This is a genomic window from Stenotrophomonas sp. EMP41, from assembly GCF_047495535.1.
Classification (GTDB): Bacteria; Pseudomonadota; Gammaproteobacteria; order Xanthomonadales; family Xanthomonadaceae; genus Stenotrophomonas; species Stenotrophomonas sepilia.
The window spans coordinates 1,750,422-1,775,911 of the sequence record NZ_CP179923.1 but is presented as its reverse complement, the minus strand read 5'-3'; the positions used below and the strand labels follow the sequence as shown (position 1 = coordinate 1,775,911).

General features: G+C 64.8%; 26 protein-coding genes. 18 read left to right on the top strand and 8 right to left on the bottom strand.

Annotated features, from left to right (window positions below):
• Window positions 1–123 precede the first annotated feature (123 nt).
• Window positions 124–663: a DUF3693 domain-containing protein gene (locus ACMGRF_RS08100; protein ID WP_414485797.1), complete on the top strand. Its 540-nt coding sequence runs from the start codon at window positions 124–126 to the stop codon at window positions 661–663.
• Between the two features lie 759 nt (window positions 664–1,422).
• Here the strand turns inward: ACMGRF_RS08100 and ACMGRF_RS08095 are convergent.
• The 3 genes from ACMGRF_RS08095 to ACMGRF_RS08085 form a co-directional block, all read right to left on the bottom strand.
• Complete coding sequence (locus tag ACMGRF_RS08095) at window positions 1,423–1,863, bottom strand: hypothetical protein (protein ID WP_049414779.1); 441 nt, start codon at window positions 1,861–1,863, stop codon at window positions 1,423–1,425.
• A gap of 8 nt (window positions 1,864–1,871) precedes the next feature.
• Window positions 1,872–2,474 (bottom strand): hypothetical protein, encoded by a 603-nt coding sequence (locus ACMGRF_RS08090; protein ID WP_180879184.1) that lies wholly within the window; start codon window positions 2,472–2,474, stop codon window positions 1,872–1,874.
• Between the two features lie 103 nt (window positions 2,475–2,577).
• A complete protein-coding gene (locus ACMGRF_RS08085) occupies window positions 2,578–3,243 on the bottom strand; it encodes a hypothetical protein (RefSeq protein ID WP_180878884.1) in 666 nt (221 codons plus the stop codon).
• A gap of 325 nt (window positions 3,244–3,568) precedes the next feature.
• Between ACMGRF_RS08085 and ACMGRF_RS08080 the strand changes: the two genes are divergently transcribed.
• Window positions 3,569–4,687: an ATP-binding protein gene (locus ACMGRF_RS08080; protein WP_414485796.1), complete on the top strand. Its 1,119-nt coding sequence runs from the start codon at window positions 3,569–3,571 to the stop codon at window positions 4,685–4,687.
• A 22-nt stretch (window positions 4,688–4,709) separates the two neighbouring features.
• Here the strand turns inward: ACMGRF_RS08080 and ACMGRF_RS08075 are convergent, their stop codons facing one another.
• Window positions 4,710–5,189, bottom strand: a complete 480-nt coding sequence (locus tag ACMGRF_RS08075) for a GNAT family N-acetyltransferase (protein WP_111096942.1) — start codon at window positions 5,187–5,189, stop codon at window positions 4,710–4,712.
• 133 nt (window positions 5,190–5,322) lie between these two features.
• Here ACMGRF_RS08075 and ACMGRF_RS08070 point away from each other — a divergent pair, with 133 nt between their 5' ends.
• The gene (locus ACMGRF_RS08070) at window positions 5,323–7,518 is read left to right on the top strand and encodes a hypothetical protein (RefSeq protein WP_414485795.1); all 2,196 of its coding nucleotides are present in this window, start codon (window positions 5,323–5,325) and stop codon (window positions 7,516–7,518) included.
• Window positions 7,519–7,591: 73 nt separating this feature from the next.
• Window positions 7,592–8,077, top strand: coding sequence for a TspO/MBR family protein (locus ACMGRF_RS08065; protein ID WP_049414768.1), 486 nt, complete (start codon window positions 7,592–7,594; stop codon window positions 8,075–8,077).
• Between the two features lie 16 nt (window positions 8,078–8,093).
• Here the strand turns inward: ACMGRF_RS08065 and ACMGRF_RS08060 are convergent, their stop codons facing one another.
• A complete protein-coding gene (locus ACMGRF_RS08060; RefSeq protein ID WP_194430490.1) occupies window positions 8,094–8,351 on the bottom strand; it encodes a hypothetical protein in 258 nt (85 codons plus the stop codon).
• A gap of 163 nt (window positions 8,352–8,514) precedes the next feature.
• Between ACMGRF_RS08060 and ACMGRF_RS08055 the strand changes: the two genes are divergently transcribed.
• The 4 genes from ACMGRF_RS08055 (at window position 8,515) to ACMGRF_RS08040 (ending at window position 14,309) form a co-directional block, all read left to right on the top strand.
• The gene (locus tag ACMGRF_RS08055; protein ID WP_180878878.1) at window positions 8,515–9,102 is read left to right on the top strand and encodes a biliverdin-producing heme oxygenase; all 588 of its coding nucleotides are present in this window, start codon (window positions 8,515–8,517) and stop codon (window positions 9,100–9,102) included.
• 113 nt (window positions 9,103–9,215) lie between these two features.
• Complete coding sequence (locus ACMGRF_RS08050; protein ID WP_414485794.1) at window positions 9,216–11,453, top strand: ATP-binding protein; 2,238 nt, start codon at window positions 9,216–9,218, stop codon at window positions 11,451–11,453.
• The gene (locus tag ACMGRF_RS08045; protein WP_049414761.1) at window positions 11,450–11,917 is read left to right on the top strand and encodes a response regulator; all 468 of its coding nucleotides are present in this window, start codon (window positions 11,450–11,452) and stop codon (window positions 11,915–11,917) included. The genes ACMGRF_RS08050 and ACMGRF_RS08045 overlap by 4 nt, the downstream gene beginning before the upstream one ends.
• Window positions 11,910–14,309, top strand: coding sequence for a response regulator (locus ACMGRF_RS08040; protein WP_414485793.1), 2,400 nt, complete (start codon window positions 11,910–11,912; stop codon window positions 14,307–14,309). The genes ACMGRF_RS08045 and ACMGRF_RS08040 overlap by 8 nt, the downstream gene beginning before the upstream one ends.
• A gap of 2 nt (window positions 14,310–14,311) precedes the next feature.
• Here ACMGRF_RS08040 and ACMGRF_RS08035 read toward each other — a convergent pair whose 3' ends face one another.
• The 3 genes from ACMGRF_RS08035 to ACMGRF_RS08025 are packed head-to-tail and all read right to left on the bottom strand — an operon-like array spanning window position 14,312 to window position 16,312.
• Window positions 14,312–15,004, bottom strand: coding sequence for an oxidoreductase (locus tag ACMGRF_RS08035; RefSeq protein WP_099485481.1), 693 nt, complete (start codon window positions 15,002–15,004; stop codon window positions 14,312–14,314).
• A gap of 13 nt (window positions 15,005–15,017) precedes the next feature.
• Complete coding sequence (locus ACMGRF_RS08030; protein ID WP_180878857.1) at window positions 15,018–15,692, bottom strand: ChrR family anti-sigma-E factor; 675 nt, start codon at window positions 15,690–15,692, stop codon at window positions 15,018–15,020.
• On the bottom strand, window positions 15,689–16,312 hold the full coding sequence (locus ACMGRF_RS08025) for a sigma-70 family RNA polymerase sigma factor (protein WP_049414756.1): 624 nt from the start codon (window positions 16,310–16,312) through the stop codon (window positions 15,689–15,691). Before ACMGRF_RS08025 ends, ACMGRF_RS08030 begins: the two co-directional genes overlap by 4 nt.
• 131 nt (window positions 16,313–16,443) lie before the next feature.
• Here ACMGRF_RS08025 and ACMGRF_RS08020 point away from each other — a divergent pair, with 131 nt between their 5' ends.
• The 10 genes from ACMGRF_RS08020 (at window position 16,444) to ACMGRF_RS07975 (ending at window position 25,423) form a co-directional block, all read left to right on the top strand.
• The gene (locus ACMGRF_RS08020; RefSeq protein WP_099495672.1) at window positions 16,444–17,211 is read left to right on the top strand and encodes a hypothetical protein; all 768 of its coding nucleotides are present in this window, start codon (window positions 16,444–16,446) and stop codon (window positions 17,209–17,211) included.
• Between the two features lie 81 nt (window positions 17,212–17,292).
• Complete coding sequence (locus tag ACMGRF_RS08015; RefSeq protein ID WP_065178583.1) at window positions 17,293–18,243, top strand: acyl-CoA desaturase; 951 nt, start codon at window positions 17,293–17,295, stop codon at window positions 18,241–18,243.
• Between the two features lies 1 nt (window position 18,244).
• Window positions 18,245–19,522 (top strand): NAD(P)/FAD-dependent oxidoreductase, encoded by a 1,278-nt coding sequence (locus tag ACMGRF_RS08010; RefSeq protein WP_414485792.1) that lies wholly within the window; start codon window positions 18,245–18,247, stop codon window positions 19,520–19,522.
• On the top strand, window positions 19,519–20,286 hold the full coding sequence (locus tag ACMGRF_RS08005) for a DUF1365 domain-containing protein (protein ID WP_049414751.1): 768 nt from the start codon (window positions 19,519–19,521) through the stop codon (window positions 20,284–20,286). Before ACMGRF_RS08010 ends, ACMGRF_RS08005 begins: the two co-directional genes overlap by 4 nt.
• Window positions 20,283–21,542 (top strand): SAM-dependent methyltransferase, encoded by a 1,260-nt coding sequence (locus ACMGRF_RS08000; RefSeq protein ID WP_049414749.1) that lies wholly within the window; start codon window positions 20,283–20,285, stop codon window positions 21,540–21,542. The genes ACMGRF_RS08005 and ACMGRF_RS08000 overlap by 4 nt, the downstream gene beginning before the upstream one ends.
• Before the next feature lies 1 nt (window position 21,543).
• Window positions 21,544–22,089, top strand: a complete 546-nt coding sequence (locus tag ACMGRF_RS07995) for a DUF2878 domain-containing protein (RefSeq protein WP_049435456.1) — start codon at window positions 21,544–21,546, stop codon at window positions 22,087–22,089.
• Window positions 22,086–22,871 carry a DUF1295 domain-containing protein gene (locus tag ACMGRF_RS07990; protein ID WP_180878851.1) on the top strand — a complete coding sequence of 262 codons (786 nt, stop codon included), beginning with the start codon at window positions 22,086–22,088 and terminating at the stop codon, window positions 22,869–22,871. Before ACMGRF_RS07995 ends, ACMGRF_RS07990 begins: the two co-directional genes overlap by 4 nt.
• A complete protein-coding gene (locus ACMGRF_RS07985) occupies window positions 22,868–23,941 on the top strand; it encodes an SAM-dependent methyltransferase (RefSeq protein WP_414485791.1) in 1,074 nt (357 codons plus the stop codon). Before ACMGRF_RS07990 ends, ACMGRF_RS07985 begins: the two co-directional genes overlap by 4 nt.
• 8 nt (window positions 23,942–23,949) lie before the next feature.
• Window positions 23,950–24,483: a lipocalin family protein gene (locus tag ACMGRF_RS07980; RefSeq protein ID WP_049439632.1), complete on the top strand. Its 534-nt coding sequence runs from the start codon at window positions 23,950–23,952 to the stop codon at window positions 24,481–24,483.
• 289 nt (window positions 24,484–24,772) lie between these two features.
• Window positions 24,773–25,423 carry a response regulator transcription factor gene (locus tag ACMGRF_RS07975; protein ID WP_258014892.1) on the top strand — a complete coding sequence of 217 codons (651 nt, stop codon included), beginning with the start codon at window positions 24,773–24,775 and terminating at the stop codon, window positions 25,421–25,423.
• The last annotated feature ends 67 nt before the right edge of the window (window positions 25,424–25,490 follow it).

Genomic DNA, 25,490 nt, shown 5'->3' with positions numbered 1-25,490 from the left:
ACCCCAAGCCCCAAGAGGACCCGCCAGCGGTCTTGGGGAGCGACTGGCGGGGTGTATAGGAATCCCGATACACGGAGGCATGTATAGTGGTGGCCATACACCACTGTCAAGGGATTTCTAGACATGTCAGCCACGTCTGATCTGCTGGACCGAGTGCGGGATGCCGCGAACATCCCGTCCGACAACGTTTTGAGCCAACGGCTCGGCATCACGCGCGCCGTCATCAGCGGCTGGCGGAACGGGAACTACCCTGTCCCGGACGAGCGAATTGCGCAGCTGTGCGACATGGCAAAGCTGGATGGGCCGCTCTGGATGGCACTCATCCACGCCGAGCGCGCAACGTCGGCAGTCGAGCGGAAGATCTGGCGTCTCATGCTGGACAGGATCAGCGCGGCGGCTGCGGTCGTCGCGCTGGTAGCGCTGTCAATGCCGGGCCTCGCAAACGCAAAAACCGCCCAAATTCAGGCAGTTAGCGGTGCCGACAACGGCGGTATGTATATTATGTTCCAAGCATCCCCGGGGACGCTGGCGTACCGTTCGCCTCAATCACCGGCCTTGCTATGCCAAGCCAAGAAGCCAGCCTCCCAGCCTGCCCCTCGCGGCTTGGCAGCTACGGCTTCCTCCTTCGTCCGATCAGGGTCTGCGGCAACTTGTAGCAATTGATGCGCTGAGCTACGTGCAGTCCCAATGACTCGCTGTGATCTTGGTGCATCACCAATGGGGCGTCGCGAATCTGTTGCATCTCCAATGATGTTGCCAAGGCGCTGCAGCCACGCGCTTTCGAGAGCATCTAATTTGGGAGACGGCTATGACCGTTAGCTTCATTTCTGAGCACGCTATCGAGCGATTCACCCCAACTACTTGAGCTTCGTAGATGATCTCTTGAACAAACTCAGCCATTCCAGCCCGCGACTGGTGAGCAACGCGGAACTGGATCTACTGGTGAGACTGGCGGTGCTCGCCCAGGGCTACGCGGAAGGCATCCTCCTCTCGGAGCATGAGTGCAACTTGAGTGCGCTTCCAGAGCGCTATAGATCGCCCGCCCCCATTGCAATTTTGCACACGAGCCATCGGCCTGAGTTGCGCGTGACGTTCGGATAGCACAGCCCTAAGCAAAGGCATCGACCACCACCCCACCCTAAACTTCTGAGGTGCCGCGGGCCGGCGCAATGCCGGCTCGATCTCAGGTGGCACCCTCCCCACGCCGAACCCACCTCTTCCACGAAGCTGGGCCAACCTAAAGGAAGAGGTTCGCCCCTCTCCTGATCGTCACCTCGACTCTTGCGAAATTTGCTTGATCACCGGTGATCCGCGCCGTACTCAGCCGGGCGGCGTGGGCGGCGAAACGCGTCGAGCGCCCCGACAGAACCGACTCAACCTCTGCCAGGGCGGTAATGGCTCAAGGAAAGACATGCTACGCAACTACGACCCCTCACCTGGATCGTAGCCCCACGCACCCGATGTCTCTCCGTCATATCGGCTTTCGATGTCCCTCAGCCAAATATCCAAGTCGCCAATAAAGCGAGCCTTATCGAAATCTCTGAACTTCACTTTGTTAAGCTGTTCTGAAAGCTGCTCAAGTAGCTCCCGGGAAACGTATCGCATCTTTTCCTTCATCGAAAGCGGGACTATTGTCGGCAAATCCAGCATGACATCAGTGTAAAACTCCGCCTTCTTCCTGCGGAACTGCACCCTGCGACTGAAGCCAAGTTCAGGGTCTCGACACATGAACAACAAGGCCACACTTACCACTTCTTCGCCATACTTTTTGTCGGCAAACTCCGTAGCATGCTCAACGTAATGGCTTTTAATTCGACCCACCTTGGCTTCCCAATTGCAGTCTGCAGTAAAGCTCAACTTCATCGCAATCCCTACCTTCTGATCTTATTTCCTGGCGGAAGCTGACCTGTCTGATGACGGGAGTTATCAATTTTCATTTGCTCAAGCATGAGTGACTCCGCCTTTGTCCCTCCAAACTCAGAGTAATAGTCCACGCCGCCGGTCCCAATTCCGTCCAAATAGTTCTGCGAATACCGTGTTCTAGGGCTCTGGGTGGTGCCAAACTTCCACACGTCGCCCTCTGACAGCCAAGCCTGGGCAGTGGGAGCTTTGCTGCCTCTGGTCATCACAGGATACCAGCCGTCGGCCCTGGCCCGGAGGGCGTACTGATAGACCTTCTTTGATCCCGCGCCATATCCACCTCCAGGAGCGGCGAGCCCGATACCGAATCCTACGGCGGCGATCACCTTTGCCTCGGTGGTCTCGCAGGGGTCGAGCAGGGTCCTTCCGGTGTCACAGGCGTCGTATATGGATAGGGCAATCTCTATCCCAGCCCATATCAGCGGCAGTACGACAAACCAGGCGATGTCTCCTGAAGGATCGCTGTAACTGATCGGCTTACCTAGAGCGTAGGCGTAGAAGTTCACATCGCCTGAGGCGAAGCCATAGGAATCTTCGCTGATGAACCGGCCCATGTCTGGGCTGTAGTAGTGCGCCCGATAATAGCTGCAAACCCATGGTGCAGATCGAAGTTCGCCATCCTGATCACTTATGTTCGATCAGAGTGTCAGTCGGCACCTAAATCTCCTTCACCACAACTGCGCTGCCTGTCTTGTTCGCAATGGAAATTCGTCGACCCTCAATCACAATGTTTGAGATGTGGTAACTGACCTTGAACGGATCGGGAATCAGCTCCATCAGCGTGTACTCGGCTGCCAAACCATCGGCTTCCCCATCCGCTTCCACTGCAACCAGTTGGTACCTATCCGTGGCGTATCGGTGGAACAGCCTCAGCTTCCCGTCCCTTGCGCCACGCCCAGCTATGGCCGTCTCATAGGTATAGCCATTCGAGAAATGCACCATGATTGCCTCAGCAAGAGGTTTCGATAGCGAAATCCCGAAGTAGTCATCGATTCGATTAAATCCTTCCAGGTACTTGTCAACAAAGTAGCTGTGAACGTCCGCATCGGAAGTGGTCGCTTCACCGGGAGCGAACGGTGATCCACTGGCACTTGCTGTTTCTGAGATCCTCACCGCAAACGCCCTTTCCCCCATGACTTGCATGTCAACCTTTGAGCCCTCAACGAAAACCAACCTGTTGAATGACCCCAGGTCCAGATCGCGGCGATTTATCCATTCGGAGATGAACAGCGAAAGGTAGTTGGACGCGAGCTGGCAGCGAACACGCAGCGGGTTGGGGTTACTGTAGTATTCAAGATCGATGTAGACTGCGGTTACCTTCACGCTATGGCCTTTGATGGTAGAAGGGATTGGTCAGGTTCTCAGGACGCAGCCCATTGGCATTGTCCGCTTCAATCTGACCCTAGGCACAGGATCCCCGAGCGTTACCGGTCACCCACACCAATTGCGATCTTGAACTTGCGCCATCTTGACGCATTTCGAGGCCCCCGTCCTTATAAATCAACAAGATGGAATTCTTCAAGCTCCGAGCGTGCAACATGGCCGCCCCAACACCGGCAGAACCGCGCCCCACAGGCCGAGCCTTTCTCACCCCGTATCCAAACGCCCTCGTGTAGGCTCGGCGCACCACTTAAGGACGGGTTTGGCGATGCGCCTGGCTGATTTTATCGAACGGAATGCGCGGGAAATCCTCGAAGACGCGGTGGCATTCGCCGAAACGCAGGCGCCCGATACCGTCGAGTTCAGCGCAAAGCAACTTCGGAATCATCTCCCCCAGATTCTTCAGGCGGTCGTAGACGATCTCAGATCGCCGCAGACAGACTCCCAGCAGCTCGCAAAGTCCCACGGGCTTGCACCGTTGAAACCCGGCCCCGAGTCCGCCGCGTCCTATCATGGCCGAACCCGCGCCATCGCTGGCTTTGGCCTCAACCAGATGGTGGCTGAGTATCGAGCACTCCGGGCTTCGGTACTTCGGCGATGGGCATCCGACCAGCAGCTGGCCACTTCATCGATCGATGACATCCTTCGTTTCAATGAGGCCATCGACCAGGCGGTGGCCGAATCCCTTGCTCAGTTCTCTGCCGAGGTCGAATCCTGGCGGCAGATCTTCCTGGCAGCGCTCGGGCATGATCTCCGAGGTCCTTTGGCAGCGGTCATGTTCTCGGCGGACACTCTGGCCAGTGGGCTGCAGGACCCAGCTTTGGCCAAGCAGGCCGAGCGGATCATCAACGGCAGCATGCGCATGAACAAGCTGCTGGACGACCTGCTGGCTTACAGTCGCAGCAAGCTGGGCGATGGCATGGCCATTCATCCGGTGGACTGCGATCTTGCCCAATCGCTTGGCGAGGAAGTCGAATTGCTTCGCGCTGCCCTGCCCCACGTCCCCATCACGTATGAGTTTGAAGGCGATGCCCGCGGTTGCTTCGATGCCTCTTCGTTGCGCGAGGCGGTTCACAACCTCACGACCAACGCTGCAAAATACGGCGAACACGGCACCGATGTGCGGATCAGCCTCGAGGGCCTCGTTGACCAGATCATGATCACGGTGAGCAACACCGGGGCCGAACTGCCGGACGAAGCGTTCAACAGTCTGTTCGATCCCTTGCGCCGAGGCTCGCACAACGCGTCACAGGGGGAACACGCGAGCCTTGGCCTCGGCCTGTTCCTGGTGCGGGAAATCTGCCACGCGCACCGCGGCACTGTCCATGGACGATGGCGGGATGGCCGCACCTCATTCGTCATTACGCTCCCGAAGAGTGCTGATTGAGGCGACCGACCCGGCGACGGCACTACAGGAACCTGTGCATCACGAAGACATCGACCAACCCGCGCTGGCCATGCCGGAAGGCCTCTGGCAGCCTTCCAACCACCGCAAACCCCAGCTTCCGGTACAGCGCCACCGCCGGGCCGTTGGTGCTGACCACGTAATTGAATTGCATGGCCAGGAACCCTTCCGCCCTCGCCCGCTCCAGGCTGTGTTCCACCAGAGCCCGGCCCACACCTTGCCCTTGTGCCGGCGCATCCACCACATACGTGGCGCTGGCCACATGCGCCCCGAGGTCAGGGAAATTCGGGCCCATCTTGTACATGCCCACGACCCGGCCCTCCAGCACAGCTACATGAGGTGCCTGGGCCTGGAACCAATGCGCGCGAAACGTCTCGACAGCGAAAGAGCCAGCAAAGGGCAGCGCATCCTGCGTCGCAATGGCTTGCTTGAACATGCCCCACATCGCGTCGAAATCGCCTGCACGGGCGGGCCGGATCTCCATGCGTCTCCTGCAGATCTGTGGTCGTGACCAGGCTGGACACTACCAGAATCCGGCACCTGCCCCGTAGCTGCTTCACGCGCCCCCGCCATCGGCTCCGCAATAGTTGTGGGAATTCCGGCCCTCAGAGCAGTAGATGCCTCCTGTTTCCGTGCACATCCCGCACCGGCTTCGACGGTGGCGCGTCCCTGCCTGCGTCCTGCTGGGCATCTACCTGCTGTACCTGCTGGCCGGCAACATCTTCCTCAATACCCCACTGTTCGATCAGGTCACCAACCGCAAGCCGCACAAGTTCGTGATGACCACCGGCCCGGCCATCACGCTGCTGCCCGGCCATGTCATCGCCTGGAACGTGCACATGCGCGGCCACGTGAATCACACGGTCTACGTGCTGCATGCTGAGCGCGCCAGCGCCCGGTTGGCGGTGCTGCCCCTGTTCCAGCGCGAGGTGCGGGTTCCGCGCTTGCAGGCGACGGGGGTTTCGGCCGAGATCAGCCGCGTCGACGAAGCCATCCCGCCACCGCCGCGCAGCGATCGCGGCTGGACGCTCCGTTTCGACGCCATCCACAGCGACAGCATCCGCAGCGCACGCTTTGGCAAGCTGCTGATCATTGGCAAGGGCCACGGCACGGTAGGCTTCCTCAAGCAGCTGCGCGGCGGACCGTCGGAGCTCTTCGAATCCGAGGTGGCGTTCAGCGATGCCGACACCAGTTTTGACGGCGTGCAGCTGTTGGGCGACATGGATCTCACCGCGCGCTTCAGCTATCCGCGCCACTATCGCGACCAGGCGCCCGGTCTGGCCAGGTTGAAGCTGCTGCATGCCCAGCTCGAGGTCGATGCCCGCAGCCAGGGCCTGCGCATGGACACCAATGCCACAACGCCGAAGATTTCCAGCGCGCCCGTGCCCGGACGCCTGCAACTGGCGCTGCACCTGATCGACGGCCAGCTGCAGCCCGGGGACCGCGCGATCTGGCAGGTGCCGCTCTACCTGGGTGACGGTGCACCCGATCGCGGCGTGCTGGCCCTGCAGCTCAATGTATCCAACGACCTGCGCCTGCAGGCCCGCTTGCCGCCAAAGTCCGGTACAGGCAGCGAGGTGGATGCCGATCTGCATATCAGTGGCCGGGACATTCCCTTCCAACAGCCCGCACAGCTGCTGGAACGCAGCTCTGGCACAGTACGCGGCGAATGGACGTTCACTTCGCTCAACTGGATCCCTGCCCTGTTCGTTCGCAAGCCGTGGCTGCAGCTGGACGGCGGCGGCACGCTGAAAGCGGATCTGCGCGTGCGCAACGGCGAACTGATCGAAGGCAGCACCGTGGACATTCCTGCGGCCGAAGCCGTGGCCGAGGTGGCGGGTGTGCGCCTGGCAGGCACGGCCAGTGCGCACGGCGAACTGAAGGCCGGCACGCCCAGCCAGGCGCGGCTGGCCGTGCGCTTGCCCCGCTTCACTGCGCGACCAACCGATGCCAAGGACGTGCGCCTGTTCGACGGCCGGGATCTGGCCCTCGACCTGACCGGCGACGGCCGCCTGCAGGAACTACGCAAAGGCGTCCGCGCGCAGCTGCGTTTCAGCCAGGCCACCATCCCGGATCTGACCGCCTACAACCGCTACCTGGGCTCGCCCCAGGTGCGACTGCTCCGTGGCACCGGCACCGTCAGCGGTGACGCGACCCTCGATACCGACGGGCGTGTCGGCCATGGCACGGCCCGGCTGTTGGGGCGCAACGCCAGCGCCAGGGTTGCGGGGCTGGACATGGGCGGCGATATCGACGTCAACGCAACCCTGCGCCGCGGTGACTTCAGCCAGCGTCATTTCGATCTGTCCGGAACCACGGTCGAGCTGCGCAACGTGCAGGTGGCGGGCACGCAGGGCTCGACGGCATGGAAAGGCCGCGTGGACTTCAAGCGTGGGCGCATCGATGCGCAGTCGCCGTTCCAGGTGGATGCGACCACGGACCTGGATCTCAGCGATGCACGACCGTTGCTGGCGCTGTTCGCAGAGCGCACCGACTACCCGCGCTGGACGCTGTCGCTACTGGATTCCGGCCAGGTGCAGGCACAGGCGACGCTGCGCTGGCGCCCTGGCCACCTGGTCATCGATGGACTGCAGGCCGAGAACGATCGCCTTTCGGTACGCGCGCGGCTGGATCTGCTCGACCAGCGCAAGCGCGGTGATCTCTACCTGCGCTGGGGGCTGCTGGGTGCGGGCATCGAGCTGGACGGTGACCAGCGCCAATGGCACCTGGCGAAGGCAAGGGAGTGGTTTGACCAGCGACCTTCCCTGTTGCCAGCGAGCCAGGGAGCCGGTGCCGTCGGCTCTTCAGACTGAAGGCCGGTAGCCTGCATCCATTCGCTGCCCCTGTGCGTAGACAGGCAGCACAGGTATCAAGGAGCTGCACGGTATGAAGCGGAGTTCACAGGTTTCCGGGCTTCTGGGATGGGTGGCAATCACCTTCGTTGCGGCCACCCTGGGGGCGTGGGCGTCCACGTCCGCGGCAAGCTTCTACGCCACCCTCACGCTTCCGGCATGGGCGCCACCGGCCAGCGTCTTTGGTCCGGTGTGGACGCTGCTCTACGCGATGATGGCGGTTGCCGCGTGGCTGGTCTGGCGCGAACGCGGTTGGCGCGACGCTCGGCCCGCGCTGCTGCTCTATCTGGTGCAGCTGGCCGTCAACGCGCTGTGGAGCTGGCTGTTCTTCGGCTGGAAGCTGGGCGCGCTTGCCTTCGCCGACATTCTTGTATTGATCGTGTTGGTGTGCGCGACGATCGTCAGGTTCGCGCGCATCCGCCGGGTTGCGGCGGTCCTGCTGCTTCCTTACCTTGCCTGGATTTCATTCGCCTCGGCGCTCAACTTCGCCGTCTGGCGGGCCAATCCCGGGCTGCTGTGACAAGGCTCCCTGCCGCTCAGGCCTGGGCCACGGCCTGCGGGCGCCAGGTTCGCAGCAGGGCCGGCTTGAACGCCTGCTGCCCGCAACCGGTGGGGCATCGCACCACCCGCGCCGCAGTATGGCTGACCAGGCCCTGCCCTTCTTCTGCCTTGAAGATCGTCTCGCAGGAAAGGCAGCGCGCTACCAGCGAGTACAGGTGCAGCAACCGGCCACTGGCAGGATCCTGCAGTGCATCCACATCCAGCAGTTCAAACTGGCAGCTGTCAGGGAGCATGCGGTACTGGGGCGAGGATGCGGTCTGCAGGTTCACGGGCGTGGCATCGGTTGGAGGTGCAGTCACCGTAGGGCAGTCGCTGTCTAGCCGGCGTGCAGCGCAGATGTGCTGGCCGCGAAACCTGCACCGGCCTCCGCATCGGAATCTGCTAGGGTGCGCGCCGATGCCTACATCCACATTGCCAGCTCAGCCCGATCAGCCCATTGCCCTCAGCGCTGCCCTGAAAGCGCACACCCGGACGGCCCACGATCGCCTCGACCAGCACCTGTTGCAGCAACACATCTTCGCGTCGCGCCAGCGTTACCTCTGCTTCCTGCGCGTGCAATGGCACTTCCATAGCGCCGTTGCGCCGCTGTACCGGATGCAGGATCCGGGCGCGACCCGCTTGCCGCTGATCGAGGAGGATCTTCGCGACCTGGGCGCGACCATGCCGGTGCCCCATGCCTGGCAACCGCAGCCGCAAGTATTCTCGAAAGCGACCGTTCTGGGCTGGCGCTACGTGGCGGAGGGCTCGACGCTCGGGGCGGCCGTGCTGTTGAAGATGGCCGCTGCGTTGCAGCTTCATGCCGGGTACGGAGCGCGCCACCTGCGCCCTTCCGAGCTCGGTGTGGCCGAATACTGGAGACGCGAGCGGGAGGAGCTGGATGTCCTCGTTCTAAGTGCCGAGGAGCGCGCACAGGCATGCATCGGCGCGACAGACGCCTTCCAGTTCATCCGTCGCTGCGTAGATGAAGAATTCAGGTTTGAATGAAAGGTTCTTCACATTCACATGGTGGTATGCGGCGGCACGCTTTTGCTTCACCATTCATGCACACCGGGTGCTGGGCCTTTCCAGCCATCCACGAATCCTGAGTCCCGCCCTTGATGCCTTCTGCCGAATCCGCGCCCGGCGCTGCCCTGTCCAGTTGCGCGCGCGAACCGATCCACACCCCCGGCGCGATCCAGCCCTACGGTGTGCTTCTGGTCGTTGAACCGCAGTCGCTGCGGGTACGCGAGCGCGCCATCAGCCATCCAGGGCTGCTGAGGCAGTTCGGCGAACCGTTGATGCAGCACGTCAGTGAGGTGCTGGGCGGCGTGCTGGCGCCGTTCCAGGGCGTGTTGCAACAGGCGACGGTGGGCAGCAGCGCGCATGTCGGTGCCGTGCACCTGGATGGGCACGGCCGCCATCAGCTGCTGGTGCACCGCTCCGCCACGGACCTTCTGGTTGAGCTGGAAGCACCGGTTCCCGGGCAGCCCGGCTCGCTGGAAGAACTGTATCCAGCCATCCGCGAGCTGATGACCGGCATTGAATCGGCAGCGACGGTGGAAGACCTGTGCAGGCTTGCGGCCGCGCACATGCGGCGGCTCACCGGCTTTGACCGCACCCTGGTCTATCAATTCGATGCCGGCTGGAATGGCATCGTGGTGGCCGAAGATGGCAATGGCCTGTTGCCATCCTACCTTGACCTGCGCTTCCCCGAGTCGGACATTCCCGCACAGGCCCGCGAACTCTACCGCCGGAACCGGGTGCGCCTGATCGCGGACAACAACTACACCCCTGCCCCGCTGATGCGGGCCGAAGACCACCGCGAGGCGCCACCGACCGACCTGAGCCTGGCTGTGCTGCGCAGCGTGTCCCCCGTGCATCTTCAGTACATGCGCAACATGGGGACCGGGGCGTCGATGTCGGTGTCACTGGTACATGAGGGGCGGTTGTGGGGCCTGATGTCCTGCCACACCGTGCAGCCCCGCCGCCTGCCCTATCACGTGCGTACCGCCTGCGAGTTCATGGGCCAGATCCTGTCGCTGCAGATCGCTCTGAAGGAGCGCGCGCGTGCGATCGAAGAGCGCGTGGCCCGGCGTTCGGTGCTGGTCAAGCTCTTGGCACGCATGGCCGGTGATGAGGACTTCATGGCCGCACTGCGCCACGACGAGGCCAGCCTGCTGTCGCTGACCGGCGCGGCCGGTGCGGCCGTCGTGCACAAGGGCGACTGCATGCGCGTGGGTGAGTGCCCACCGGCCAGCGACGTGCTGGCCCTGGCCGATTGGCTGGCTACCCGGCAGGCCGGGCAGGAAACCTACTGCACCGACCACCTTGCCGCCGACTGGTCGCCTGCCGCGCACCTGGCCGATGTAGCCAGCGGGCTGCTGGCAGTGTCCATCTCGCAGCTGCATGACAGCTACCTGATGTGGTTCCGGCCGGAGGTGGTGCGAACCGTGCGCTGGGGGGGAGACCCCCGCAAGACCGCAGCGCCCGGCGTGGCACTGTCCCCGCGGAGCTCCTTCGATGCCTGGAAAGAGACCGTGCGGCAGCGCAGCCTGCCGTGGAATGACGCTGATTGCGATGCGGCGCACGAGATGCGCACGGCCATCGTCGATATCGTGCTGCGCAAGGCCGAGGAGATGGCGGAACTGAACGAACAGCTCCTGCGCAGCAACAAGGAACTGGAGGCCTTTTCCTATTCGGTCAGCCACGACCTGCGCGCCCCCTTCCGCCACATCGTGGGCTATTCGGAGCTGCTTGGAAGTTCGGCGGGCGAACGCCTCAACGAGACCGAGCGCCGCTTCCTGGATACGATCGTCGATTCGGCAAAGTCCGCCGGCACACTGGTGGACGACCTGCTCAGCTTCTCGCAGATGGGACGCTCCACGCTGGGGCGGGTGCGGCTGGACATGGCTGCGCTGGCCGAGGACGTGCGCCGCAGCCTGGCGCTGGATTACGCTGGCCGCGACGTGCAGTGGACGCTCGCGCCGCTACCGGAGGTGGAAGCCGACCCGACGATGCTTCGACTGGTCTGGCAGAACCTGCTGGCCAATGCGATCAAGTTCACCCGTGAGCGCGAGCACGCGATGATCGAGATTGGGCATGACCGCAGCGGCGACGAAGATCACTTCTTCGTGCGCGACAACGGCTGCGGCTTCGACATGCGTTACGTCGACAAGCTGTTCGGTGTGTTCCAGCGCCTGCACCACGTCGAAGAATTCGAAGGCACCGGCATCGGCCTGGCCAACGTGCGCCGCATCATCGGCCGCCATGGCGGCCGTACCTGGGCCGAGGGCGAGCCCGGCAAGGGCGCCACCATTCACTTCACCCTACCCCGCTTCACAGGAGAACACCCATGAGGGACCTGCGGCCGATCCTCCTGGTGGAGGACAGCCCCAAGGATGCAGAGCTGACGATGGCCGCGCTTGCGCGCTGCCAGCTGCTCAACGATGTCATCCATGTACGCGACGGCGCCGAAGCGCTGGACTACCTGCGCTGCGAAGGCAAATTTGCCGGCGCCATGCACGGCGGTCCGGTGGTGGTGCTGCTGGACCTCAAGCTGCCCAAGGTCAACGGCCTTGAAGTACTGGAACAGGTGCGTGGTGATGCGAATCTGAGCAGCACGCCGGTGGTGATGCTGACCTCCTCGCGCGAAGAGCAGGACCTGGTGCGCAGTTACGAGCTGGGCGTCAACGCATTCGTGGTCAAGCCGGTCGACTTCAAGGAATTCTTCGACGCAATCCAGGGCCTGGGCATGTTCTGGGGCATCACCAACCAGCCACCACCCCACCGGCCCAACGGTTCGGGGCAGCGCAATGCGTGATGGATCGCGCCGCAGCGAGCGCCTGCGCATCCTCATGCTGGAGGACAGCGCGCTTGATGCGGAGCTGATCAGCGCCCAGCTGCAGCGTGCCGGCCTCGATTTCGAGGCTGAGCGCGTGTGGACCCGCAACGCGTTCATCGAAGCCATCGACAACCGCCCGTTCGACGTGATCCTCGCCGATCATGTCCTGCCAGGCTTCGATGGTGACGCAGCACTGGCCCTGGCGCGCGAGCGCGTTCCGCAGACGCCTTTCATCTTTGTTTCCGGCACCCTGACCGAGGAATTGGCGGTACAGGCACTCACGCGCGGTGCCCGCGACTACGTGGTGAAGCAACGCCTGCAACGCTTGCCCGATGCGATCCGGCGCGCCCGCCAGGAGGCGCACGAGCGTACCCAGCTGGCCAATGCGCAGGCCGCGCTGAACGAAAGCCAGGCCCAGCTGCAGAGGGTCACCGATGCCGTCCCGGCGCTGATCGCCCAGTTGGACAAGGACCATCGCTACCGGTTTGCCAACAAGGCGTTCCTGGACTGGCATGGATTCAGCCTTGCAGAACTGCTGGGTCGACCGGCATGGGATGTCAGCGGCATTTCCGCCTTCGAGCACGCCCTGCCCAGCCTGGAACGGGTACTGCAGGGCGAGCGCACCCGCTTCCAGGTCGAACTGATCCATCGCAGCGGCGAATCACGATTCGTGCAGATGGACTGCGTGCCTGAGCATGCCGCCGATGGCAGCGTGGCCGGGTATATCTGCCTGGGCAGTGACGTCTCGCTGCTGAAACAGGCCGAGCTGGCCCTGCGCGAAGACAACCAGCTGCTCGAGCAGCAGGTACAGGCACGCACGGCCGAGTTGCGCGCCAGCAAGCGGCGGCTGCAGGCGATCTTCGAATCCAGTTTCCAGCACCAGGTGCTGCTGGATCTGTCCGGACGCGTGGTCGATGCCAATGATGCGTCACTGGCCGCGGTCCTGGCAGACAAGAAGGACGTCGTTGGCCAACGCTTCGCCGAATCGGTCTGGTTCGGCACCACCGAGGGCATCGGCGCGCTGATCGATCGGGCCGTGGCCGCAGCCGTACAGGGCCGCAGTTCACTGCATGCACTGGAGCTGGAACTCCCGACCGGGCGGCGCAGCTTTGATTTCTCGTTCCGTCCACTGCTCGATACGGAAGGCGTGGTCACCGCGGTGGTCTCCGAGGCCGTGGAAACCACCGCGCGCGTGCAGGCTGAGCATGCCCTGCGCCAGTCACAGAAAATCGAGGCCGTCGGCCAGCTCACCGGCGGCATCGCACATGATTTCAACAACATCCTGACGGTCATCTCCGGCAACGTCGAGCACGCCATGCTGCTCAGCGAGCGCGCGGGCGAACCCGGAGCGATGGTGAGCCGTGCGCTGGACAATGCACTGAAGGGTGTCGGCCGTGCTGCCAGCCTGACCCAGCGCCTGCTGGCGTTTGCCCGCCGCCAGCCGCTGCACAGCCAGGCCGCCAACCTCCATGAGCGCCTGCTGGACATGCACGACATGCTGCAGCGTGCACTGGGTGAGCTGGTGCAGCTGGAGATCCGCAGCGCCAAGGACATCTGGTGTGTCGAGATCGACGTCAGCCAGCTGGAGGCCTCCGTACTGAACCTGGCGGTGAATGCCCGCGATGCGATGCCGCACGGCGGCCGGCTGGTGATCGAGGTCGACAACAGCCACCTCGACCACGACTACGCCGCACTGTTCCCGGATGCGACGCCGGGCGAGTACGTGATGCTGCGGGTGCGTGACAACGGCCACGGCATGGATGCGGCCACGCTTGCCCGGGTCTTCGAACCCTTCTTCACTACCAAGCAGGTTGGCCGTGGCACCGGCCTGGGCCTGTCGATGGTGCATGGCTTCGTCAAGCAGTCCGGGGGCCACGTGCTGATCGATTCAGTGGAAGGCGGCGGCACCAGTATCACCATGATGTTCCCGCGCTCACCGCTGGCCCTGCCCTCCGAAGCGCGCACCCCGCAGACCGGCCTGGCCGGCTACTCGCCGCGCGAGGAAACCATCCTGGTGACCGAGGACAACGACGATGTCCGCGCCCACACGGTGGATGCACTGCGGCTGCTGGGCTACCGGGTATTGGAAGCCCACGACGGCCCCTCCGCACTGCGGCTGCTGGAACGCCCTGATACCAAGGTGGACCTGCTGTTCTCTGACGTGGTGATGCCCGGCATGTCGGGCTGGGAGCTGGTGCGTGAAGTCCGTGAACGCTGGCCGGAAGTCGCCGTCCTGTTCACGTCGGGCTATCCTCGCGACCACGACCAGGTGGGCAGCCAGGGACGGGCCGTTGCGCTGCTGCCGAAGCCGTTTACCCGCAATGACCTGGCGACTGCGGTGCGCACCGCGCTGGAGACGGGGCCACACTGAGATCAGGACGCCGGATCGCGCGCACCAGCAGCGATCCGGTTGATGTCCGCACACTCCACCGTGCCCGGCGGATGCTCCTCTCCAGCCAGTGCGATCAACGCCTGACCCAGGGCCAGATTGCTGGTCATCAACGACGGAGCAACGGCACCGGCCAGCTTCATCAACGGCGCGCCACCCCAATACAGGGGCTTGAGCAAGCCGTGACGCGTGCCGGTTCCCGACACCGGTCGGACGCCCCCCGGGCGCAGCATCACCGAGCGCATCGGCAGGGCCTGCAATGCCACCTCGGTCTCGCCCTTGATCCTCAACGGCATCAACCTGCTCTGTGGATCCGCGCCGGCACCGGATACATACAGGAAGCCCCCTTCGGGATTCGCAGTTGCCCAGGCGCGGGCCACCGCCAGCGTGATGTCCCGGGTCACGCGTCGATATTCGGCCTCTGCCGTGCCGACCGGTGGCGCACCGGCACAGTAAAAGCATGCGTCGAACCCGGCCAGTTCATCCGAACGCCCCTGGACATGCAGGAAGTCCGCAACAACCAGCTCCCTGCCCGCTCCGCTGAGGCTGCCCGGGCGCCGCACCAGCGCGGCCAGATGGCCGACCTGCGGCGAGCGCTGGCAGGCCAACGCCACGCCCTGCCCGACCAGGCCTGAGGCACCGGTCAACAGAATCCTCAACGCACCTTTCCCGGCCATGGTCGCACCCACGCTAGAGTTTCACGAAACGCTGGATCTTCCGCGCCACCCAACCGCTGAACACCAACGGCGCGTCCAGCGCTGACACGCAGATGCAGGGAACACCGGGGGCAGTTACCGGTTGATGCTCCACCTCCTCGTCCAGGTCCGCCACGTCGCCCGGCGCGAACAGCCCAAGCGCGTCGTTGTACGAGCCCCGCAGGATCTGGGTCAGTTCGCTGCGGCCATGGCTGTGCATCGGCAGGCACTTGCCCGGGGCGATCTTCAGCATGATCAGCGAGGGCATGTGCTCAGCCCTGATGCAGTGCACGCCTGGCGCCATCCAGCGCCAGCGCAGGGCACTGAGCGAATCGCCGAAGTAAGGATGCAACGAGGCAGGCAGATGATCCGGATCGGCCTCGGGCTGCTCCCTCGGCACAGGGCGCCTGGTTCCGGCGATAGCGCTCGGCGCGTCCGAGACCAGCTGCATCAGCATGGCCTCGCGCAACTGCTCGCGACGCGCGTCGGCCGCGGGCGGTTGGGTCTGCTCCAGCAGCACCGAGCCGATCGCCTCGGCATCACGCAGGCGCTGGCGGCAGTGGGGGCACTGCTCAAGGTGGGCACCGGCCACGATGCTCAACGGCGCCGGCAGCGCGCCGGCGGCATAGCTCATCAGCGTGGATTCGTGCAGGTGGTGGTGCGGATTCACAGCGCACCTCCCACTTTGGCCTGCAGTTGCAGGAACGCACGTCGCAGGTGTGACTTTACCGTTCCCAGCGGCATGCCCAGCGCCTGGGCAATCTCGCTGTGGCTCTTCGCCTCGAAATAGGACATCCGCACCAGCCTCGCCTGCACGGCGGGCAGCTCGTTGATGCGCTGGCGAAGGCGCGCCTGGTCGGCGAACTGCTCGGCGCTGCTGCGCTCGATCATGTCCACGGCCGCGGCGTCTTCCACCGCTGCCTGCACCTGCATCCAGCTGCGCTCGCGACGGATGCGGTCGATATGCAGGTTGCGCGCGATCCGGTACAGCCAGGTACTCAGCGCGCCTTGGGCCGCATCATACTCGGCCGCCCGCAACCACAGGCGCAGCAGGCACTCCTGCGCCATTTCCTCGGCCACGGCGTCGGGTGCGCCCAGGCCACGCAGATACACGCACAGCCGCGGCATGAAGTAGTCATAGATCCGCATGAAACAGTCGCGGTCGCGCAGCCGCGCCACACTGTCCATGTCATCGGCCCAGTTCGTCGGCTCGCTGCTCGGCTGCTGGGAACTGGACACGGTGCGTGCGGTATCGAAGTTGAGGAGGGTGCTGGCGGCGTCAGGGTACATCTGCGTGAGCGGCGGGCAGGTGAAGGTCTGTCCTCTCTACGCGCAGGGGCGGACATTGGATGCAGCAGGCGCTGCGCATCCAAGCAGCCGCGCCCGCCGTATGACCTGAGCCTCCCTACCGGATGAACACCATGCGCACTGCCTGGCTGCTGCTGTGCCTGCCCCATGCCGCGCTGGCGGCGCCCTGGCTGCGCAACGAGGGCGTGGCCACCTCGGCGCAGGGCGACCTGCTCTATCGTGAAGTGCACTGGCGGCGCGGCCCATCGGAGGGTGCCGAGCGCTGGGTGCTCTACCAGTGCCCGGATGGCCGCCCCTTCGCCCGCAAGCATCTGCCGGCCAGTGCCCGCCCACAGGCCCGGGGCTATTCACTGCAGGACAGCCGGAGCGGGCAAACCGCTGAAGTCGACGCCAGTGGCGAGTCGGTGTCGATCGCCTGGAGAGAAGATGCCGCCAGTGAGCTGCGTCAGCGTCGGCTTGAGCTGGCACCGGATGCGGTGATCGACACGGGCTTCGACGCTGCGGTGCGCCAGCATTGGCCAGCGCTGCTGCGGGGTGAACGCATCAGCCTGCCCTTCCTGGTTCCGGGGCGGCAGCGCTTCTTCCCGGTGCAGGTGCGGCGCACCGGCGCTGTTCGCTGGCAGGGCATCGACGCCCAGGCCATCGAGGTCAGTCTGGACACCTGGTACGGCGGCATCGCACCGCGCCTGTCGCTGGTCTATGCCAGCGCCGACCGCCGCCTGCTGGAATTCCGCGGAACCAGTAACCTGCGCGATACCCGCGGCAGCTACCCACAGGTCACGGTGCGCTTCAGCTCGCCGGTTGCCGAGCGGTCGGCCAGCGAATGGCAACAGGCCTGGGCGCAACCGCTGGTCGAACGCTGCGGCGTGATGCCCAAGTGAGGCCGGAATTTTCCACAGTCGGCCGCATCCATTGCGCGCACTGCTGCGTAGAGGAAGACACGACACCCGCCGAGATCCGCCATGGCCTCTGTAGCGCCCCTCCCCCGCCGACGCTGGCGCCTGCTGCGCACCCTGAAGCGCTGGGTCGACACCGGCAGCGCTGCGGACCACGCCGCTGGCGAGCCCGGACGCATCGACTGGCTGCGCGCCGTACCGTTCGCGTTGATGCACCTGGCCTGCATCGCGGTGATCTGGGTAGGTATCTCGTGGACGGCAGTGATCGTCGCCGCAGCCCTCTACGCAGTGCGCATGTTTGCGATCACCGCCTTTTACCACCGCTACTTCTCGCACCGGACGTTCCAGGCATCGCGAACGGTGCAGTTCGTGTTCGCGGTGATCGGCGCGTCCAGCGTGCAACGTGGGCCGCTGTGGTGGGCGGCCCACCATCGCCATCACCATCGGCATGCCGACCAACCGCTGGACCCGCACTCGCCGCGCGAAGGCGGCTTCTGGCGCAGCCACATGGGCTGGTTCCTCACCCGCGAGGCATTCGCCACGGATCTATCGCGCGTGCCTGACCTGGCGCGCTTCCCCGAACTGCGCTGGCTGGACCGTTTTGATACGGCGGTGCCGGTGCTGCTGGCTGCCGCGCTGTACGCACTCGGCGCCGGCCTGGAGCGCTGGGCGCCCGGACTGCACACCTCTGGCCCGCAGTTGCTGGTGTGGGGCTTCTTCATTTCCACCGTGGTGCTGTTCCACGCCACCGTCACCATCAACTCGCTGGCCCATCGTTTTGGCCGGCGGCGCTTCGAGACCCGTGACGACAGCCGCAACAACCTCTGGCTGGCGCTGCTTACCTTCGGTGAAGGCTGGCACAACAACCACCATTTCTTCCCTGGGACCGTCCGCCAGGGGTTCCGCTGGTGGGAGATCGACCTGACCTGGTACGGCCTGCGCGCAATGGCGGCCATGGGCCTGGTGAGAGGGCTAAAGCCCATCCCCGAGTGGGTCCTGGCCAAAGCGAGGTACTGACATGCGCATCGCGATCATCGGCTCCGGCATTGCCGGCCTGGCCAGCGCCTGGTGGCTGGACGGCGAACACGAAGTGACGCTGTTCGAGGCCAACGATTACCTGGGCGGACATACCCACACCCATGACGTGCAGGTGGGCGGCATGCGCATGGCGGTGGATACCGGTTTCATCGTCTTCAATCCCCTGCACTACCCGCTGCTGACGGCACTGTTCGAAGAGCTGGGTGTGGCCTCGCAGCCGACCACCATGAGCTTCTCGATGCACAGCGAGCGCAGTGGCGTCGAGTACAACGCCACTTCGCTGGATGGCCTGTTCTGCCAACGTCGCAACCTGGTTTCGCCTCGCTTCTGGGGAATGCTGGCCGACCTGCGCCGGTTCTACCGGCATGCGCCGCTGCTGCTGGCGGAAGACGAAGGCCCGACACTGGGCCAGTACCTGCGCCGCCAGCGCTACGGCACCGCTTTCATCGAAGAGCACCTGCTGCCGATGGCTTCGGCACTATGGTCGTCGCCGACCGCCACGGTCATGCAGTTCCCGGCCCGCTACCTGGCCCAGTTCATGGCCAACCACCAGATGCTGCAGATGACCGGGCGCGCACCCTGGCGGGTAGTCAGCGGTGGCTCGGCACGCTATATCGATGCCCTTCGCGCCCGCTGGCGGGTGCGTGAGCGGCTGGAATGCCCGGTTCACTCGGTCGAACGCATGCCGTGGGGCGCGCGCGTGCACAGCGCGGCCGGCGTGGAGGGTTTTGACGAGGTCATCCTGGCGTGCCACAGCGACCAGGCACTGGCCCTGCTGCGTGACGCCGATCCGGTCGAACGCGAGGTGCTCGGCGCCATCCGCTACCAGCCCAACGAAGCAGTACTGCATACCGATGCATCGCTGCTGCCGCGCAGCCGCAAGGCATGGGCTGCATGGAATGCACACGTGCCCAGGGATCCAGGCGCGCCCTGTACGGTCAGCTATTGCATGAACCTCCTGCAGGGCCTGCCCGGTGACACCCCGCTGGTCGTGACCCTCAACCGCAGCGAGGTGATCGATCCGGCCAAGGTGCTGCGCAGGCTGCACTATGCCCACCCGGTGCACGATCATGCCGCCATCCGCGCCCAGCAGCGCTGGGCGGAGCTGCAAGGCCGCCGCCACACCTGGTTCGCGGGCGCATACTGGGGCTGGGGCTTCCACGAAGACGGCATCCGCAGCGCCCGCCGCGTGGTGGACGCGATGCGCGAGTGCACCGCGCACCGTGACAGCGTTGCACCCGGCGAGGTGGCAGCGTGAGTGCCAGCGCACTCTACTTCGGGCAGGTGATGCACCGACGGCATCATCCGCAGCCCCACGCATTCCGCTATCCGATCGCGCAACTGCTGCTCGACCTGGACGAGCTGGAGACCGTGTTCGCCGGGCGCTGGCTGTGGTCGGTCAATCGCCGCAACCTGGCCGAGTTCCGCCGCAGCGACTACTTCGGCGATCCCGCACAACCGCTGGCCGATGCGGTGCGCGACCATGCCGCGGCTACCCTGGGCTATCGGCCTTCCGGCCCGGTACGCCTGCTCACCCATCTTCGCTTCGCCGGGCACGTATTCAACCCGGTCAGCTTCTACTACTGCTACCAGTCCGATGGCAGCACCCTGGACTGCATCGTCGCCGAGATCACCAATACGCCCTGGAAGGAACGGCACGCCTATGTGCTGCCAGTCGCCACGGCCACGCACGAAGGCACCTCGCTGCGCTGGCGGTTCGACAAGCGCTTCCATGTCTCGCCGTTCATGCCGATGGATTGCCACTACGACTGGCGGTTCAACCGCCCAGATGATGATCTGCGTGTGCACATGCAGGTCTGGCGCCAAGGCGTTCGCCAGTTTGATGCCACCCAGGCCATGCGGCGACACGCCCTGGATGGCCGCGGGCTGGCCCGGGTCCTGGCCTGCTATCCCTTGATGACCATGCAGGTGATGGCCGCCATCCACTGGCACGCGCTGCGGCTGTGGCTGAAACGCAACCCCGTGCATGACCACCCTGCCCTTGCCGAGAAACCGCGATGAACTCGATGACTCCCCTGGTCGCCCTGCCGCGTCCCGGCGCCTTGGATGCCTTCCTGCGCCGCCGCCTGCTGCAACAGCTTGCCCCCATGCGCGACGGCCGCCTGTGCGTGCGTGATGCACTCGGCGAGGTCTGGCTGGGCGAAGCCCATGGCGAACTGCATGTGACCGTCACCATCGATGACCCGGCCTTCTACCGCAAGGTTGCAGCGCAGGGCAGCGTGGGCGCAGGTGAAAGCTACATACAGGGCGAATGGCACTGCGATGATCTGGTGGCACTGATCCGGCTGCTGGTGCGCAATCGCGACCTGCTCGACGGCATGGAACGTGGCCCGGCCCGCGTGGGCGGCTGGCTGTTGAGGGGCTGGAACCGCCTGCGCCGCAACAGCCGCGAGGGCAGTCGCCGCAACATTGCCGCGCACTACGACCTTGGCAACGATTTCTTTGCCCTGTTCCTGTCGCCGGACCTGATGTATTCCTCAGCCCTGTTCGACACAGAAGACGAGTCGCTGGAATCCGCCTCCCGGCGCAAGCTGGACCACATCTGCCAGCAGCTCCAGCTCAAGCCGGGCGATCGCGTGGTGGAGATCGGCACCGGCTGGGGTGGTTTTGCGCTGCACGCCGCGCAGCACTACGGCTGCCACGTCACCACCACCACCATCTCCGCCGAGCAGCACGCGCTGGCTGCCCAGCGCGTGCAGGCAGCCGGCCTGCAGGACCAGGTCACGCTGCTGATGCAGGACTACCGCGACCTGCAGGGCCGGTTCGACAAGCTGGTGTCGATCGAGATGATCGAAGCCATCGGCGCGGAATACCTGGACACCTACATGGCCACGCTGCAGCGCCTGCTCAAGCCTGATGGCGTTGCCCTGCTGCAGGCCATCACCATCGAGGACCATCGCTACGAGCAGGCCCGGCGCAGCGTCGACTACATCAAGCGCTATGTGTTCCCCGGCAGCTTCATTCCGTCGATCAACGCGATCATGGCCGCAAAGACGCGGTCCAGCGACCTGCAGCTGATCGCCCAGCAGGACTTCGGCCACTCCTACGCGCTGACCCTGCGCGCCTGGCGCCAGCGCTTCCTCGCCCGGTTGCCCGACGTGCAGGCGCAGGGCTTCGATACGCGCTTCTGCCGCCTGTGGGAGTTCTACCTGGCCTACTGCGAGGGCGGCTTCCTGGAGCGCTCGATCGGGGTCTCCCATCTGCTGATGGCGCGCCCGGGGCATCGCCCGCGCGCCTCATCGGGCCAAGGCAGCTGAGATGCGCAGGTTCTGGTCCAATCTGCTTGGCAACCAGCTCGTCTGGCTGTGCGCCGTGGCCGGTGCCGGGCGCGGCTGGCAGTGGCCGGCGTTGCTGGCTGCCTCCCTCTACATCGGCAGCCAGCTGCTGACGTCGCCGCAACCACGGCTGGACCTTCGGTTGATGGTGTTGGCACTGGCCTGCGCATGGCTGGTCGATGCCAGTGCCGCCGCCAGCGGCACCGTGCGCTACGCCGCCGCCCCGCTGGGCTGGGTGCCGCCACCCTGGATCATGGCGCTGTGGGCCGCGTTCGCGATGACGCTGACCACCTCGATGCGCTTCCTGCTGCGCCACCCTGCCTTGCCGGCCCTGTTCGGCCTGCTGTTGGCACCGCTGGCTTATCTCTCCGCAGCGCGCGGTTTCGATGCGGTCGGTTTCGCCGCACCCACGTGGCAGGGCCTGCTGGTGCTGGGCGCAGGCTGGAGCATCGCGCTTTCGCTGCTGTGCGTCACCGCGCGTCGCGGCTCTCGCACCGCCCCGCCCTCCCTGGCCGGAGCATCGTCATGATCAATCTGCTGTGGGTACTGCTGTATGCCGTGCTGGTGATGAGCTGGGGCTGGGCCTGGCAGCGCCGCCACCAGAACATCGGCGTTGTCGACGTGCTCTGGGCCAAGAGCGTGGGTGCCTCGGCCCTGCTGCTGGCGCTGCTTGGCGATGGCGCGATGTTGCCCCGGGTTGCGCTGGGCCTGCTCGGCGGCCTGTGGGGCAGCCGGTTGGCGCTGCACCTGTGGCGCCGGGTCCGTAGCGAACCCGAAGACGGGCGCTACCGTTATCTGCGCGAACACTGGCAGAGCCACCAGGGCAAGATCTTCGGCTTCTTCATGGCGCAGGCGCTGCTGGTCGTGCTGTTCGCCCTGCCCTTCGCTGCGGTGGCAGCCAATTCCCACGCTGGCCTGACACCGTGGACAGTCGCCGCAGCACTGGCCTGGCTGCTGAGCGTCGGCGGCGAGAGCCTGGCCGACCGCCAACTCGCACGTTTCCGCGCCGACCCGGCGAACAAGGGCCGCACTTGCCGCGAGGGACTCTGGCGTTATTCACGCCACCCCAACTACTTCTTCGAGTGGCTGCACTGGTTCACTTATGTGCTGCTTGCCGTCGGTTCCCCCCTGTGGTGGCTGGCGTGGGCCGGGCCGCTGCTGATGTATCTGTTCCTGCGCTATCTCAGCGGCATCCCCTTCACCGAGAAGCAGGCGTTGCGCAGCCGCGGCGACGACTACCGTGCCTACCAGCGCAGCACGCCGATGTTCTTTCCCTGGTTCCCCCGTTCTTCCAAGGAGCATTCCGCATGAGCGCGATCCCGTCACTGAATATGGCCGAAGATGCGGAAACCGGGCTGATCGCCTGGGCTGAGCGCGGGCTGGTTCCCGATGCGGCGCTGCGTGCCGGCATCCGGCGCCTGTGCGCGCAACGCCTGCACGAGGAATCGGCGGGAGGTATTGAGGCACATTCCGCACGCTTCAGCCGTCGCATCGCAGAACTGACCGACAGTCCGCTCGCATTGCATACCGACGCAGCCAACCGCCAGCACTACGAAGTTCCCGCGGCATTCTTCCAGGCCTGCCTGGGCAAGCGGCTGAAGTACAGCAGCTGCTACTACCCCACCGGGCGCGAAACGCTGGACCAGGCCGAGGAGGCGATGCTGGAACTGTATGGCCAGCGCGCCGGACTTGCCGACGGCCAGCAGATTCTTGAACTGGGCTGTGGCTGGGGTTCGCTGACGCTGTGGATGGCCGAACGCTATCGGCAGGCCAACATCACTGCGGTGTCCAACTCGCACAGCCAGCGCCAGCACATCATGGCGCAATGCCAGGCCAGGGGCCTGCACAACGTCGAGGTGCTGACCCGCGACGTCAACCAGCTTGAGCTGCCCACGGCACGCTTCGATCGCTGTGTCTCGGTGGAAATGTTCGAACATGTGCGCAACTACCAGCGACTGCTGGCAAACATCGCGCAGTGGCTGAAGCCCGACGGTGCGCTGTTCGTGCACATCTTCGCCCATCGCACGTTGATGTACCCGTTCGAGACCGAGGGCGGCGACAACTGGATGGGGCGCCACTTCTTCACCGGCGGGCTGATGCCGGCAGCTGACACCCTGCTGCATTTCCAGCGCGACCTGCGACTCGATCAGCGCTGGCTGCTGGACGGCACCCACTACCAGCGCACCGCCGACCATTGGCTGGCCAACCAGGATGCGGCCCGCGAGGCGGTGATGCCGGTATTGGTCGCAACCTACGGTCAGGCGGCGGCGAAGATCTGGTGGCAGCGCTGGCGCATGTTCTGGATGGCCTGTGCCGAGCTGTTCGGCTACGACGACGGCCAGCAATGGCTGGTTGCCCACTATCTGTTCCGTCCCCGTTGAGGTGTGACATGCGCATGCGCTCCCTGCTTCCCCTGCTGGCCTTGAGCCTGTTCGGTTCCGGCTGCAGCTCCAGCGATACCCGCCCCCTGCCCCGCCCGCCCTCGGTGGACGTGCCGCGCTTCATGGGCGACTGGTATGTGATCGCCCACATCCCCTCGTGGCCGGAGCGCGAGGCCTTCGACGCGGTGGAGAGCTATGCACTGCGGCCGGACGGGCGCATCCAGACGACCTTCACTTATCGCAAGGGCAGTTTCGACGCCCCGCAGAAGTCGATGCACCCGGTTGGACGGGTCGAGAAGAACGGCAATGGCGCGATCTGGGGCATGCAGTTCATCTGGCCGATCCAGGCCGAGTATGTGATTGCCTGGCTGGACGACGACTATGGCCAGACCATCGTCGCACGCAGCAAGCGCGACTATGTCTGGTACATGGCGCGTACCCCGCACGTATCGGACAGCGACTACCAGGGCGCCGTGCAGCGCATCGCGGCCATGGGCTACGACACCGCAAAGCTGAGGCGCGTACCGCAGTCGGTGCGATAGATCGCGCAACCGCCCGCTGCTCGGCTCGCGGGTGACCGGGCACTTCGGCGTGACGCGTTACATTACTCCCCTCTCGAAGGGTGCCGGCAGCCCTGCAACCCAGGCCACCTGTACCCAGCGAGAGCGCGCCAGGACACTGCGTCCCGGCGGCTTTCAACCCGACAATACGTCCAGCCCATGGATCAGCTCTTATCGATGGAGCTCATCCATCGATCTTTAGGAATAGTCGTAAAAACGCAACAAATTCGATGTTCGACGCGACAGCGGCGCCAGAATGGCGGCCACGCCCATGGGCGCTGATCACCTCCCGCGCATGAATGGATTTCCTGCACCGCGCCGGCTTCGCCTGGCGCTCCTGGACGATCATGAAGTCGTCCGTCGCGGCACCGCCCTGCACCTGTCAGGCGATCTCCGGTTCGACATCGTCGCCAGCCATGGTTGCAGCGGTGCGCTGATCGACAGCCTGCACCGCATACCCGTGGATGTGGCCATCATCGATCTCACGCTCGCCCGTGGCGACCTGGGCGGTATTGAGCTGGTTACGCTGCTCTGCCGCGAATTCCCTCGCACGCCAATGCTGGCCTTCGCGACACTCTCTCCCACCACGAATCTCAACAGCCTGATCGATGCCGGACTCAGTGGATTCGTCAATAAGGCCGAACCCCTTGCGGAATTGTCCGACGCCATCGTGCGCGTCTTCCAGGGCCTGATCCGGGTTCCGCCGGACGTCAGGCTGGCCGGTGATCGCGGCGAGCTCAGCCGCAACGAGCGGGAGGTGCTGGAGCTGCTGCTGGAAGGCCTGACCGTATCGGAGATCGCGCTGCGCCGGCACCGCAGCATCAAGACCGTCAGCACACAGAAGGGCGCGGTGCTGCGCAAGCTGGGATTGCGCAGCGATGTGGAGATCTATGCGCTGCGTGAACGGCTGGAGTCGCCGTGAGGCGCCACGCGCCATTGCGCCCGTGCTTGCTGCTCCTGGGGTTGCTGGTACTGCTTCTCCTTCCCGC

Excerpts from the sequence above, each read along its gene's own strand:
- ACMGRF_RS08050 (WP_414485794.1), top strand. The coding sequence starts at position 9,216 with ATGCCTTCTGCCGAATCCGCGCCCGGCGCTGCCCTGTCCAGTTGCGCG.
- ACMGRF_RS08065 (WP_049414768.1), top strand. The coding sequence starts at position 7,592 with ATGAAGCGGAGTTCACAGGTTTCCGGGCTTCTGGGATGGGTGGCAATC.
- ACMGRF_RS08060 (WP_194430490.1), bottom strand. The coding sequence starts at position 8,351 with ATGCTCCCTGACAGCTGCCAGTTTGAACTGCTGGATGTGGATGCACTG.
- ACMGRF_RS07975 (WP_258014892.1), top strand. The coding sequence starts at position 24,773 with ATGGGCGCTGATCACCTCCCGCGCATGAATGGATTTCCTGCACCGCGC.
- ACMGRF_RS08055 (WP_180878878.1), top strand. The coding sequence starts at position 8,515 with ATGCCTACATCCACATTGCCAGCTCAGCCCGATCAGCCCATTGCCCTC.
- ACMGRF_RS08070 (WP_414485795.1), top strand. The coding sequence starts at position 5,323 with ATGCCTCCTGTTTCCGTGCACATCCCGCACCGGCTTCGACGGTGGCGC.
- ACMGRF_RS08010 (WP_414485792.1), top strand. The coding sequence starts at position 18,245 with ATGCGCATCGCGATCATCGGCTCCGGCATTGCCGGCCTGGCCAGCGCC.
- ACMGRF_RS08000 (WP_049414749.1), top strand. The coding sequence starts at position 20,283 with ATGAACTCGATGACTCCCCTGGTCGCCCTGCCGCGTCCCGGCGCCTTG.
- ACMGRF_RS07990 (WP_180878851.1), top strand. The coding sequence starts at position 22,086 with ATGATCAATCTGCTGTGGGTACTGCTGTATGCCGTGCTGGTGATGAGC.
- ACMGRF_RS07985 (WP_414485791.1), top strand. The coding sequence starts at position 22,868 with ATGAGCGCGATCCCGTCACTGAATATGGCCGAAGATGCGGAAACCGGG.
- ACMGRF_RS08025 (WP_049414756.1), bottom strand. The coding sequence starts at position 16,312 with ATGTACCCTGACGCCGCCAGCACCCTCCTCAACTTCGATACCGCACGC.
- ACMGRF_RS08040 (WP_414485793.1), top strand. The coding sequence starts at position 11,910 with ATGCGTGATGGATCGCGCCGCAGCGAGCGCCTGCGCATCCTCATGCTG.
- ACMGRF_RS08015 (WP_065178583.1), top strand. The coding sequence starts at position 17,293 with ATGGCCTCTGTAGCGCCCCTCCCCCGCCGACGCTGGCGCCTGCTGCGC.
- ACMGRF_RS08035 (WP_099485481.1), bottom strand. The coding sequence starts at position 15,004 with ATGGCCGGGAAAGGTGCGTTGAGGATTCTGTTGACCGGTGCCTCAGGC.
- ACMGRF_RS07980 (WP_049439632.1), top strand. The coding sequence starts at position 23,950 with ATGCGCATGCGCTCCCTGCTTCCCCTGCTGGCCTTGAGCCTGTTCGGT.
- ACMGRF_RS08045 (WP_049414761.1), top strand. The coding sequence starts at position 11,450 with ATGAGGGACCTGCGGCCGATCCTCCTGGTGGAGGACAGCCCCAAGGAT.
- ACMGRF_RS08100 (WP_414485797.1), top strand. The coding sequence starts at position 124 with ATGTCAGCCACGTCTGATCTGCTGGACCGAGTGCGGGATGCCGCGAAC.
- ACMGRF_RS08090 (WP_180879184.1), bottom strand. The coding sequence starts at position 2,474 with ATGGGCCGGTTCATCAGCGAAGATTCCTATGGCTTCGCCTCAGGCGAT.
- ACMGRF_RS08095 (WP_049414779.1), bottom strand. The coding sequence starts at position 1,863 with ATGAAGTTGAGCTTTACTGCAGACTGCAATTGGGAAGCCAAGGTGGGT.
- ACMGRF_RS08020 (WP_099495672.1), top strand. The coding sequence starts at position 16,444 with ATGCGCACTGCCTGGCTGCTGCTGTGCCTGCCCCATGCCGCGCTGGCG.
- ACMGRF_RS08075 (WP_111096942.1), bottom strand. The coding sequence starts at position 5,189 with ATGGAGATCCGGCCCGCCCGTGCAGGCGATTTCGACGCGATGTGGGGC.
- ACMGRF_RS08080 (WP_414485796.1), top strand. The coding sequence starts at position 3,569 with ATGCGCCTGGCTGATTTTATCGAACGGAATGCGCGGGAAATCCTCGAA.
- ACMGRF_RS07995 (WP_049435456.1), top strand. The coding sequence starts at position 21,544 with ATGCGCAGGTTCTGGTCCAATCTGCTTGGCAACCAGCTCGTCTGGCTG.